Below are 12,353 nucleotides of genomic sequence, written 5' to 3'. Positions count from 1 at the left end.
ACTTGAAAGGAAACTATCATGCAATATTTGGCTTTAATCTATTCCGAACCTGAGCCGACCCCTGATTTTGGCACACCAGAGTTTGAGGCGATGATGCAAGAATGGCGCGATGTGACGCAAGTGTATCAAGATGCCGGTGTCATGGTGGGCGGCGAAGCGTTGCAGCCTGTTGAAACCGCCACATCCATTCGCAAACGTGATGGGAAATTGGAAACCATGGATGGCCCGTTTGCCGAAACCAAAGAGCAATTGGGCGGATATTATCTGTTTGAATGCAAAGATTTGGACGAGGCGATTAAATACGCGTCCATGATCCCGACGGCCCGTACAGGCACGGTTGAGGTGCGTCCAATTATGGCGCTTGAGTAACACATGGTGGCGGCCAAAGAGGATGTTCATGAGGCTCTTGCGGGCGTATTAAATGAGTATCATGGCCGCCTTCTTTCTGCGCTGATCGCCAATCTGCGCGATTTTCAAATGGCCGAGGACAGTTTGCAAGACGCGCTGGCCTCGGCCATTTTGCATTGGGGGCGGTCTGGCGTGCCAACAAACCCGACAGGGTGGTTGTTGCAAACCGCGCGGCGCAAGGCCATTGACCGCATTCGGCGGGCAAAGAATTTTGACGCGAAATCAAAAGATTATGCCATGTTGTTGCGGCTTGATCAGCAAGATGCTGAAGACGAGCGGCAAGAAGAAATTCCAGATGAGCGGCTGCGGTTGATATTCACCTGTTGTCATCCCGCATTAGATGCAAAGACCCGAGTGGCCCTTACGTTGCGCACGTTGGGTGGGCTGACAACGGCAGAAATTGCGCGGGCGTTTTTGGACACGGAATCCGCCATGGCGCAGCGTTTGGTGCGTGCGCAAAAGAAGATCAAAGCCTCTGGTATACCGTTTGAAGTGCCCCAAGGGTCAGATTTGCCTGATCGGTTGCATTCCGTTCTGATGGTTATCTATCTGATTTTTAACGAAGGTTACGCGGCCACACGCGGGGAGCAGCAGATCCGCAAGGACTTGTGTGAAGAGGCGTTGTTTTTGGCGGAAGTTGTGGATCAATTGTGTCCTGAACAGGCCGAAGTGGAGGGATTGATTGCGCTGATGTCGCTGATCCATGCGCGAAAGGCGGCGCGGGCCACACCCGATGGTGGCATGATTTCGATAGAGGATCAGGACCGTTCTTTGTGGGATAAAGCGGCAATAGAACCCGCGTGTGCCTTGGTGAAGCGGGCGCTGGGGAGGGGCGTGCCAGGTCCCTACCAGATTCAGGCGGCCATACAGGCGGTGCATTCAGAAGCTGACACGTTTAAATCTACTGGCTGGCCCGAGATTGTTGGGCTCTATGAGGCGTTGATGCAGTTTGATGCGTCCGCCGTGGTGCGATTGAATTGGTGTGTGGCGCTGTCCTTTGTGCAAGGGCCAGAAGCGGCCATACGGGCAAGCGCGGATTTGGGGCAGGACTTGGAGGCGTATCAACCTTATCATGCGGCATGTGCTGCGTTTTATCGCGCGGCGCTGCGGTTTGAAGAGGCGGATACGTGTTATGCCAGAGCTATTGGATTGTCAAAGAACCACAGCGAAGCAGTGTTTCTGGATCGCAAAAGGCGTGAGGCAAAAAAAGAGGCCGAGCAAATGCTCGGCCTTAGTCCAACAGGGAGGTGAAGATGCTGAGAACTTTCGCTCAACCAACATCTTCACTTATAAGATATAAACCGAAAGGGTTAAGAACAAGTGTAAATAGGCCACAGTGGTTGCATATCGGTCATGCTGGATTTGCATAGCACGACAAAAAAGGCGTGATATTTGGGTTTATCCGTTGTTTTAACGCCTTAAAATTGTGACAGCTTTTTGTCGGCTTTGATCTCTTCCAGCACGAAATCGCGGAACACTTGCACCCTTTTTGAATGTCGTAACTCTTCTGGATAGGCCAGATAGACGGGGACTTGGGAGCTTTCTTCTTCGGGAAGAACGCGTAACAGGTGCGGGAAATCGGCGGTGACATAGCTTGGCAACACGCCAATACCGACGCCGAACAGCACGGCTTGCAGAACGCCAAAGTAGTTGTTTACCGTGAGATGGCTGTCGTGTTCCCCAGACAAAAGCGGACGCAGCCAATTCACGCTGGCGCTGACTTGTTGGGATGACAGGCTTTGGCTGATGATGCGGTGATTGCGCAAGTCTTCAAAGTCTTTGGGCATGTCGCGTTTTTCGAAATACGCGTCTGAAGCGTAAAATCGCATGTTTACGTCCATCAAACGCCGGCGCACCAGATCGGCTTGGCTTGGCTCTTTCATGCGAATGGCCACATCTGCCTCGCGCATGGGCAGATCGAGCACGCGTTCTTCGAGCAGGAGATCAATTTTAAGATCGGGGAAACGGTCATAGAGCCGCCCCATACGCGGCGCGAGCCAAAGCGTGCCAAAGCCAACTGTCGTGGTGACTTTTAACTCACCATAAACTTCGTCTTCGCTGTCGCGAATGCGGGCTTCGGCGTTATCGAGCTTTTTGCTCATGTCTGATGTGGCATCAAACAGCAATTCGCCCTGTTCTGTCAGGATCAAGCCACGGGCATGGCGGTGAAATAGGGTGACGCCAAGGCTTTCTTCGAGCGCGCGAATTTGGCGACTGACGGCGGACTGTGAAAGGTGGAGTGCTTCGCCCGCGTGTGTCAGGCTGCCTGCATCAGCAACGGAATGAAATATCCGTAATTTGTCCCAATCCAATGTCTTGTCCCCTAAATTTGTTATTTGCTTTTTGTGTACGATTTCAGGACAGTAATAGCAACGAAAACAGCGGGGCAGAATTTTCTTGTTAGGTCAGAATTTATGACCTATGTTTGACTCAGCTAATACGTTGGGAGGCGTTATGTCCAAGCCAGAAATCACACTCGCAGATCGATACGACCTATCAAAACATGCGGTTTTGCTGAACGGCACCCAAGCGCTGGTGCGTTTGATGATGGAGCAAAAAGAGCGGGATCGTGCGGCGGGGTTGAACACATCTGGGTTTGTGACGGGGTATCGCGGCTCGCCTTTGGGGGCGGTTGATATGCAAATGCAGCGGGCGGAAAAGCAACTGACAGCCCATGACGTGGTGTTCCAATCTGGATTGAACGAGGATTTGGCCGCAACTGCCATTTGGGGCGCGCAGCAAGCAGAGTTGTATGGTGAGGGGAAATACGACGGCGTTTTTGGCATGTGGTATGGCAAAGGGCCTGGGGTTGATCGGTCTGGTGATGTGTTTCGTCATGCCAATATGGCAGGCACGTCGAAATTTGGCGGTGTTCTGGCCTGTATGGGGGATGATCACACGGGCGAAAGCAGCACCGTATTGCACCAATCCGAATTTGCGTTTGTTGATGCGATGATGCCGATCTTGTCCCCAGCGGGGGTGCAAGAAATTCTGGATTACGGGGCCTATGGGTATGCGCTGAGCCGCTATTCGGGCTGCTGGGTTGGCTTGAAGTGTGTGAAAGACACGATTGAGGCCACAGCGGTTGTGAATGCTGATCCAGCGCGGTTGGATATTAAAACACCCACAGATTTTGACATGCCAGAAGATGGCCTGAACATCCGCGCCATTGATGACCGCATCCCGCAAGAGGCGCGGTTGCACGATTACAAGCGGTTCGCAGCCGAAGCGTTTGGTCGGGCCAACAAGCTCGATAAACGGATGGCGGGGAAAGCGGGCGCCAAGATTGGGATCGTGTCGGCGGGGAAAAACTGGCTCGATACGCAACATGCGCTTGATCTGTTGGGAATAGATGGAGTCGAGGCCGAGCGTTTGGGCATCACAACTTACAAGGTTGGGATGGTGTGGCCGCTTGACATGACTTCATTTGAGGAATGGGCCGAAGGGCTCGACCTGATTATTGTGGTGGAGGAAAAGCGCAAGCTGATCGAAGTGCAGATCAAAGAGGCGCTATTTGACAACCGTGATGGCCGCCGTGTGGTGGGCTGGAAACATGATCGCCGCAAGGGGGAGACAATTTTCACGGTGAAGGGCTCGCTTGATCCTGTGACCATTGCGCAGAAAATTGCGATGTTGTTGGGCGAAGAGGGCTATTTGTCTGAAAAATGCCGTAAAGCCTTGGCCAAATTAGATGAAGCCACCGCTGGGGACAATGCAGAGGAGGTTGCGGTGCGCGCGCCGTGGTTCTGTTCTGGGTGTCCGCATAATTCATCCACGAAGCTGCCAGAGGGATCTCGTGCCTTTGCGGGTATTGGCTGTCATTACATGGCAAAATGGATGGATCGTGAAACCATTGGATTTACCCATATGGGGGCCGAAGGAGCCAACTGGGTTGGGGAATCGCTGTTTTCGAAACGCGATCACATGTTCCAGAATCTGGGGGATGGGACTTATAACCACTCGGGCGTTCAGGCGATCCGCATGGCCTTGGCGGCGGGGACAAACATTACCTATAAAATCCTGTTTAATGATGCGGTTGCTATGACGGGCGGGCAGCAGAATGATGGTGATTTGTCTGCGGCAAAAATTGTGGCCGAAATCAAGGCCATGGGTGTTGAAAATATCGCACTGGTGTATGACGAAAAAGAAGAGATTGATCTGTCGGAATTTCCGTCAAGCGTACCCACATATGAGCGGGCTGATCTGCAATCTGTTCAGGAAAAATTCAGCAAAACCAAAGGTGTGTCTGCGATTGTTTATGCGCAGACCTGCGCAGCGGAAAAACGGCGTCGGCGCAAACGTGGGCTGTTCCCTGATCCTGATCGACGGATATTTATCAATCCAGCGGTGTGTGAAGGCTGTGGTGATTGTGGTGTGCAATCAAACTGTGTGTCCGTCACGCCATTGGAAACGGAGCTTGGACGCAAGCGTAAGATTGACCAATCAAGCTGTAACAAAGACTTTTCCTGTGTGAATGGTTTTTGTCCAAGTTTCGTGACCGTGGAAGGTGGCACGCCAAAGAAACAAGAGGCCAGCGGAATGCAGTTGCCCGACCTGCCTGAAGCGGTGGTTCCTGCGATCAATGGCACGCATAATATGGTGATTACAGGTGTTGGCGGCACAGGTGTTGTGACCGTTGGTGCGGTGTTGGCCATGGCGGCGCATGTGGATGGCAAAGGTGCTGGCATGATGGAAATGGCGGGGCTGGCGCAAAAGGGAGGCGCGGTTCACATCCATTGCCGATTTGCCGAACGTCCCGAAGATATCAGCGCCGTGCGCGTGGCCGTTGGCGAAGCAGACAGTGTGATTGGGGGCGATTTGGTGGTGACGGCGGGGGCGAAAACCTTGGGCCTGATGACGCGGGGGCGCACCAAAGTTGTGTGTAACAGCCATGAAATCATCACGGGTGAATTTACCCAAAATACCGAATTTTCCCTGCCAAGTGATCGGATGCAGCTGTCCCTGACGGGACGTTTGGGTGAAGAGGATGTGGCGTTTTTGAACGCGACGGAATTGGCGCGGGTGCATCTGGGCGATAGTATTTATGCGAATATGCTGATCGTTGGGGCGGCTTGGCAAAATGGGTTAATTCCGCTGAGCCGTGAGGCGATTTTGCAAGCTATTGCGCTGAACGGGGCAGGAGTTGAAGGCAACAAACGGGCGTTTGAAGTGGGCCGTTGGGCCGCGCTGCACCCCGAGGATGCGGCGCGCACGTTGCGCACGAATGTGGTAGAACTGCCCACATCCGTAGAGGATATCATCCGCTTTCGAGAAGAAGAGTTGGTGCTGTATCAAAACGCCAAGTTGGCCGCGAAATACCGCGCCTTTGTGGAGGGTATTGAAGGGGCTGAATTACGCGAAGCGGTGGCGAAGTCTTATCATAAGCTGTTGGCATATAAGGATGAATATGAGGTGGCGCGATTGCATGCCGCCAATGTGGAGCAGATGGTTGCCGAGAATTTTGACAACGTCAAAGCGTTGCGGTTTCATTTAGCGCCCCCAATCCTGCCAGGTAAGACCGCGGATGGGCGGCCCAAGAAACGCAAGTTTGGGCCGTGGGTTTTGAACCTGTTTAAAGTGCTGCGAAAGGGCAAAGCATTGCGGGGCACACCGCTTGATCTGTTTGGCTATTCAGCGGAGCGGCGGATGGAACGTGCGTTAATCGCGGAGTTTGAGCGGGATGTGGCAGAGGTTATGCCGCTGGTGACACCCGCCACGCAGGATTTGATTTTGGCGTTGTTTGAATTGCCGATGCAAATTCGTGGGTTTGGACCTGTAAAACAACAAAACGTGCAGACTGTTGCGAAACGCCGTGAAGAATTGCTGGCGGCCATTCGCAGTGGTGGTGCAGTTCAGGCTGCGGCGGCAGAATAGTTACACACCCAATCCCGCACGCATGGCGATTTTGCGTGTGGTGATGGAACCGTGCAGGAATTGCAGCCCCTTGAGGCGCAAGGCGCGCAAGTTTTCACCAGAGGCGAGCGAGGCACGGTTTAACAGATCAATGCCTTGTAAACGCATTGCCACATCTTTGGATCGGGCCTTTTCGTAAGCGCCGAGCATGGATTCGCTGCCCAGATCATGATCATCACACAGGTCTGTCAGAGTTTGGATATCGGCCAGTGACATGTTCAAGCCCTGCGCCCCGATAGGGGGCATAACATGGGCTGCTTCGGCGATAAGGGCGGTGCGTTCTGCGGTGAGGCGATCTGCTTTTTGTGAGATGATGGGCCATAGTCCGCGTTGCCCTGTGAGGGTCAGAGGGCCGAGGATTTCGCAACTGCGTTCTGACGCGCGGGCAGCAAACTCCGTATCATCAAGCGCCATGAGGGCGGTGGCATTTGCGCCTGTTTCCATCCAGACAATAGCGGATTGCGGCTGGCCGTTGTGATCGGGCAAGGGGACCAAAGTGAACGGCCCGCCAGAGCGGTGAATCTCGGTTGAGATGTTGTCATGCGGAATGGGATGGGACACGGTGAAAACAATCGCTTTCTGTCCGTAACGCCATGTTTGCACGCCAATATCTGCTGCGTCACGAATGGGGGAATTACGCCCATCGGCGGCGATAACCAACTGGGTTGCGATTTGGGGTCCATCGGTGAGTGTAACAAGTGCTTCTGTATTGCGGGTCAGCACGCGTTTTGTGCCGATGCCAACGCGAAAGGTGGCGTTTGGTGTATCGTTGATTTGGGCCAAAAGTTCGCGGCGCAACAGCCAGTTCGGGAAGTTCCAGCCGAAAGGCAAATCGGACACTTCTGACGCGTCAAAATCGGCAACGTAGCGGATTTCATTTTCGACTCCGCCCGCATCAGCCAGACGCATGATTTGCAAAGCTTCGGCGTGTGATTGCAGGCGTGGCCAGACCCCAGCGGTTTCCAATGTGGTGCGGGCAGGTTGCAAAAATGCGGTGCTGCGGCGGTCCGCATCTGGGCTGGCCGACGTTGTGATCGGCGCAGACGGATCGACGCATAAAACCGACAGACCTTTGGCGGCAAAAGCGCACGTCGCGATGAGCCCTGCAAGGCCGCCGCCGCTGATGAATATGTCAAAGTGTTCACGTGCCATGGATCAGACGTAGGGGGCTTTGGGTGATTGGGAAAGGATCAGTCAACGATCTGCGACAGAAAGGCCGTTAAATCGGTGGTTTGATGGTGGATATAATCTTCGGGCCGCGATGGGCCGACCAAAACGGTACGCATTCCGATGTCATGGGGAACTTTGAGGTTTCGGTGGTCGTCTTCGAACATGGCTGCCGTTTGAGATGTAAATCCATCGCGGGTGATGATGGCGCTGTAAGCTTCGGCGCTGGGTTTGGGATGGAAATCGCTGTGTTCAATGCCGTAAATCGCATCGAAAATTCCTGTGAGGCCGCGTGCCTCTAATACGCGGTCAGCGTGAAATTCTGATCCGTTGGTATAAACAATTTTGCGCCCGGGCAGGTTTTGTATGTGGGATCGCAGGACGAGGTCTTGGGGGACGTGATCCAAAGAAATATCATGCACATCAAAGAGATAGGGCATGGGGTCAATGTTGTGTTCGCGCATCATGCCAGACAGGGTCGTGCCGTATGTCTGCCAGTAGTGATCGCGCAGATAGTTCGCACGCGACTGATCCACCCCCAATTCGCGCATCACATAGGCGGTCATTTTCACCTCAATCTGGTCAAAGAGCGCGCATTCGGGCGGGTAAAGCGTATTGTCGAGGTCAAACACCCAAGTGGAGACATGTGAGAAGCTGTTTTTCATGTGCCAAACCTAGGCTGTGTTGGCCAAATGGAAAAGGGTGAAAGGTCGCAGGGTTGGGAAAAACATTGTGCTGCACGCCAAAGCGGGTAACGTCAAAGAAACGCTGATTTTTCAGTGCAATATGGGACAGAGTAATGACACCGAGCGAAAAAATCGCAAAAGCACGCAAACTGTTGGAAGAGGCTGGTCAGGAATTGACTGCAAAGCTGCAATCGGATCGCACGCGCGCGCGCGGAGCGACCGTACGCGAATTGCACTCCATCGGCCCGCTGCGCGGAGAAGTGGCGCAGTTTTTCTCACAAGCGGGGCAAGATCGGATTGTGGATTCCGCTTTGGGTCACAAAACGGGCGGCGTGTTCGTAGATGTGGGCGGATATGATGGTGTGACGGGATCAAACTCTCTGTTCTTTGAAGTTTTTCGCGGATGGAGCGGGATTTTGGTAGAACCCGCACCAACGCAATTGCGCAAAGCAGAGGCTGTGCGGCGTTGTCCGTGTTTGGGATATGCGGTTGCGGGGCAGGCGGGGAGCCTTGAGTTTATGGAAGTGACCAAAGGGTATACGCAAATGAGCGGATTCCTTGACAGTTATGACCCCGATTTGCTGGCTCGTGTGCGCCAAGACTCGCGCCACGAAGAGGTTGTACACACGCTGGAAACCAAGACGTTGAATGATATTTTGGCGGCGCAAAATATTGATAAAGTGGATTTCTTGTCGCTGGATGTTGAAGGGGGCGAGATGAGCATTCTGAGCAATTTCGACTTTGACGCGGTGGATGTAGAAATCTGGAGTGTGGAGAATAACACGCAAGAAACGGCGATTCCTGAACTTATGCGAGACAATGGATTTGATCTAATCGAATTTGCGGGTGTGGATGATATTTTCCGCAAGCGGCGTGAAACCTGAGGGGATGAAGATGCAAAGTGAACCGAAAGACGCCTATGATCTGATCTTGAACGCCATTGATGTTGGGGTGTACCGCCCTGGGGATCGTTTGGTAGAAAGCGAGTTGGCAGAGCGGTTTGGCGTGTCGCGCACGCCGGTGCGCGAAGCGTTGCAGCGTCTGGAAACGCAATCAATGTTGACCCGTGACGGGCGGTCTTTGATCGTGTCGTCTTTGGATCACAATCAAATGGCCGAGCTTTATGAAGTGCGGGCGGAGTTGGAAGGTTTGGCGGCTGCATTGGCGGCAAAGCATGCGTCACCAGAAGAAATCAAAGTGTTGTATGGTATGGTCGAAGAAGACAGGCAATACCTTGATAACCCAAGAGAATTATCTATTGCGAACCGTCGATTCCATCGCCAAATCCATCTGGCCAGTCGCAATCGGTATTTGGTGCAGCAATTGGAAATGGTGCATCGTTCTATGGCGTTGTTGGCGGAAACATCACTGGCTGCTGATGGGCGGGGCGAAATGGCCTTGGCCGAGCATTTGGCCTTGGTTCAAGCCATTGAAAAGGGCGATGCGACGGCGGCGGATCAGCTGCTAAAAGATCATTTGTCCTTTGCGTTCCAAACGCGCCTAAAGGCGGATGCAGGCAGTATTAAGTCATCCAATGGGGGATGACCTGATCCAGGATTTGGTGGATGACATTCGGCTTGGCTGCCCTGTGCGATCTTTGTCTGGTGTGCTGGATGATCTGGAGGCAGCCTATGACGTTCAGGATCAAGTTGTTCCCCATCTTGGGCCAACGTGCGGGCGAAAAATTGCAATGAATTCAGCGGCCTTGATGGAAATGGCCAGAATTACAGAGCCAATTGTGGGGCATGTTGTTGGAGATGCGCCACTAGCGAGCGGCGCGTCACTGCGCGTGTCTGACTATCGTGAATTGGCGGTAGAGCCAGAGTTCGCGGTGGTGATTGCCAAGGATATTCCCGCAGGGACACGGATAGAGGCGCGTGCGTTAGGCGATGTTATTGCGCGAATTTCATTGGCGTTTGAGCTGTTAGACAAACGCAACGATACCCATGCTATGCACGCGCCAACCTTTGTTGCGAACAATGTCTATAATGCGGGAATTGTGTTGGATCAGGCACCGTTGGATATAGCGGCGCTTGATGCGGGGGCATATGCGGCAACGTTTACGGCAAAGGGCGGCGTGATTGTGAATGGGCCTGCAACTGCGCCACAAAACCCGCTTGAAGCTTGCGCCTTTGTTATCAATCATTTCACCGCACGGGGGCAGGCCGTGAAGGCGGGCGAAGTGATATTATGCGGTGCGCATCACCCACCGATGGTCATCGAAGGGACGGGAACATATGAGTTTTCGCTGTCTTCTGGGCAAGAGGTGAGCCTGTCGATTTCACCCTGATAAGATGTGTCGTTGATGCCGTGTTCGGTTTTGTCCCAATACGTTGGGTGCACGAAAAGTTCCCACACCGCCTTGTACGCGGCGAATGCGCCAAGCGGCCAATAGAGCAGCATCATGGGGACGTAGTTGTAGAGCGATCTATCCCCGCGTGATTTAACTGCGGCACTGCTGAGCACCAAAAGAAACAATTCAGTGACGACAAAGCTGATAATCAGGGTGGCGAACAAGGCTGGATTGATGAGGTCGTACAGGGGAAGCTGAAATCCGACTGTGAACAGCCACATTGGCAAAACCAAAGGCACAGCAGCAAAAGAAGACACCGTGCCAAGCATTTGGACCTGAAACACGAAAAATCCAATGGGACCGAGTTGTTTGAAAAGTTGCACCGGGTGGCGCATGTGGATCATCCACGTCATAAGAAACCCTTTGAGCCAGCGGGACCTTTGCCGCACCCAAGGTAAAACGCGGAAATTTGCCTCTTCGTAGGTGGTGGCATCGGACCATGCACAACGATAGCCCATGCGGTGCAGGCGAATGCCAAGGTCCGCATCTTCGGTTACGTTTTGTGCATCCCAACGGCCCAAAGATTCCAGGATGTCACGGCGGAAAAATACGGAGGTGCCGCCAAGTGGGATTGGCAGGTTCAATCGTTCCAGTGCAGGCAGGATCATGCGGAATAGGATTGAATATTCGATTGTGAAACAACGGGATATCCAATTTGTGCTGCTGTTGTAGTAATCAAGTTGACACTGCACACAGGCAAGATTTTCATCGCCTGTTTCAAACCGTTGAGCCACCCGAAACAATTGGTTCGGCTCTGGGGCGTCTTCTGCATCGTAAATGCCAATGATGTCGCCATTGCAAAAATCGAGCGCATAATTCATGGCGCGGGGTTTGGTTTGCAGCGTGTTTTCAGGCACTTCGATGGTTTTCATCCAATAGGGCAATTTGCACTGCGCAAGGTGTTGTTTTGTGGCGGTGTCGGTGGCCTCATATACGAGGCAAATTTCCAACAACTCTTTGGGGTAAACCAGCAGAGACATGCGTTTAATAAGGCGTTCAACGATGTCTTCTTCGCGTAAAAGTGGCACGAGGATCGACATTTTAGGAAATTTCTTTGGGCGTTTGTATTTGTGATCTGTGGTTTTGATCCCGCGTCTGGCCCACAGCATGGACGCTTTGAACACGCCGTTGGCCAAAAGAGCGATCAGGATCCAGCCAAAGATGATGTTGATGAAAGGGATGGGCGCTACATAGAGGAGGGCGGCGCATATCAGCAGCAGCGATAGCCCGATGCGGCGTGGGCCTTTGCCGACCCAGTTGCGGCAACTGAGCGTTTCATCCACATATTCATTGGCCGCAGCAGATAAAGCAGAACCGTGAACGGTTTGGTGATAGCGGATGATTTCGGATTTCGGGGCCAGAACAAATTCAAAACGTTTTGCAAAACTGTTTACGCGCTGCAGGATGTCTGGAATGTCTTCAGGGTCCGACACGGCGATGATTAACACTTCGTCGATGTATTTCCATGGCACAAACAAGTGGCGCAAACTGATGCTAGGTGCAACGAGGGAAGACAAAAGCCGACTGGGGGGATCAATGGCCAGATCCACAATCGCGAGGTTGGATTGTTCGGATGCGGCGCGGAGGATGACATCTTCTTTTGCGTATCCAAGTCCCTGCAATAAGTCGGAAAGTTTCGCGTTTTCAAAGCTTTGTAAGGCAACCGCTTTGAACATGTCGTCGGGGGAGACATCGCCGCGTGCGACCAGAATATCCTTCAGTGTCGGCTGCGCAGGACCGCGCCGCGGGCGATTGGGCGGTGGAAAATCGAGATTTTTGACGTGAAGTGCCATAACAGCCCCTAAGCGAATAGGAGCAGTCTGGGA

At 53.1% G+C, this 12,353-nt stretch carries 10 protein-coding genes; 6 read left to right on the top strand and 4 right to left on the bottom strand.

All coding sequences use genetic code 11. The features are described 5' to 3' along the window. Positions 1–18: 18 nt before the first annotated feature. The gene (locus QBD29_RS10530) at positions 19–369 is read left to right on the top strand and encodes a YciI family protein (RefSeq protein ID WP_280098052.1); all 351 of its coding nucleotides are present in this window, start codon (positions 19–21) and stop codon (positions 367–369) included. 3 nt (positions 370–372) lie between these two features. Continuing rightward, complete coding sequence (locus tag QBD29_RS10525; RefSeq protein ID WP_280098051.1) at positions 373–1,659, top strand: sigma-70 family RNA polymerase sigma factor; 1,287 nt, start codon at positions 373–375, stop codon at positions 1,657–1,659. A 167-nt stretch (positions 1,660–1,826) separates the two neighbouring features. On the opposite strand, the gene QBD29_RS10520 is transcribed toward QBD29_RS10525, so the two are convergent. Next, the gene (locus tag QBD29_RS10520) at positions 1,827–2,720 is read right to left on the bottom strand and encodes a LysR family transcriptional regulator (RefSeq protein ID WP_280098050.1); all 894 of its coding nucleotides are present in this window, start codon (positions 2,718–2,720) and stop codon (positions 1,827–1,829) included. Positions 2,721–2,862: 142 nt separating this feature from the next. Here QBD29_RS10520 and QBD29_RS10515 point away from each other — a divergent pair, with 142 nt between their 5' ends. After that, positions 2,863–6,282, top strand: coding sequence for an indolepyruvate ferredoxin oxidoreductase family protein (locus QBD29_RS10515; RefSeq protein WP_280098049.1), 3,420 nt, complete (start codon positions 2,863–2,865; stop codon positions 6,280–6,282). Here QBD29_RS10515 and QBD29_RS10510 read toward each other — a convergent pair whose 3' ends face one another. Together QBD29_RS10510 and QBD29_RS10505 are read right to left on the bottom strand one after the other, a co-directional pair. Beyond that, the gene (locus QBD29_RS10510) at positions 6,283–7,473 is read right to left on the bottom strand and encodes a UbiH/UbiF family hydroxylase (RefSeq protein ID WP_280098048.1); all 1,191 of its coding nucleotides are present in this window, start codon (positions 7,471–7,473) and stop codon (positions 6,283–6,285) included. It abuts the gene before it with no gap. Positions 7,474–7,511: 38 nt separating this feature from the next. Further along, positions 7,512–8,153, bottom strand: coding sequence for a pyrimidine 5'-nucleotidase (locus QBD29_RS10505; RefSeq protein ID WP_280098047.1), 642 nt, complete (start codon positions 8,151–8,153; stop codon positions 7,512–7,514). Positions 8,154–8,287: 134 nt separating this feature from the next. Here QBD29_RS10505 and QBD29_RS10500 point away from each other — a divergent pair, with 134 nt between their 5' ends. The 3 genes from QBD29_RS10500 to QBD29_RS10490 are packed head-to-tail and all read left to right on the top strand — an operon-like array spanning position 8,288 to position 10,464. Next, positions 8,288–9,058 (top strand): FkbM family methyltransferase, encoded by a 771-nt coding sequence (locus QBD29_RS10500; protein WP_280098046.1) that lies wholly within the window; start codon positions 8,288–8,290, stop codon positions 9,056–9,058. 4 nt (positions 9,059–9,062) lie between these two features. After that, entirely contained in the window at positions 9,063–9,719 is a 657-nt protein-coding gene (locus tag QBD29_RS10495; protein WP_280100954.1) for a GntR family transcriptional regulator, read from the top strand. Next, the gene (locus QBD29_RS10490) at positions 9,685–10,464 is read left to right on the top strand and encodes a hypothetical protein (protein WP_280098045.1); all 780 of its coding nucleotides are present in this window, start codon (positions 9,685–9,687) and stop codon (positions 10,462–10,464) included. Before QBD29_RS10495 ends, QBD29_RS10490 begins: the two co-directional genes overlap by 35 nt. Here the strand turns inward: QBD29_RS10490 and QBD29_RS10485 are convergent. Further along, positions 10,377–12,320, bottom strand: coding sequence for a glycosyltransferase family 2 protein (locus tag QBD29_RS10485; RefSeq protein WP_280098044.1), 1,944 nt, complete (start codon positions 12,318–12,320; stop codon positions 10,377–10,379). The genes QBD29_RS10490 and QBD29_RS10485 overlap by 88 nt on opposite strands. Positions 12,321–12,353: the final 33 nt, after the last annotated feature.

The organism is Amylibacter sp. IMCC11727, assembly GCF_029854195.1.
Classification (GTDB): Bacteria; Pseudomonadota; Alphaproteobacteria; order Rhodobacterales; family Rhodobacteraceae; genus Amylibacter.
Note: the sequence above shows the minus strand (reverse complement) of the source record. Positions and strands in the feature narration are given on the sequence as shown.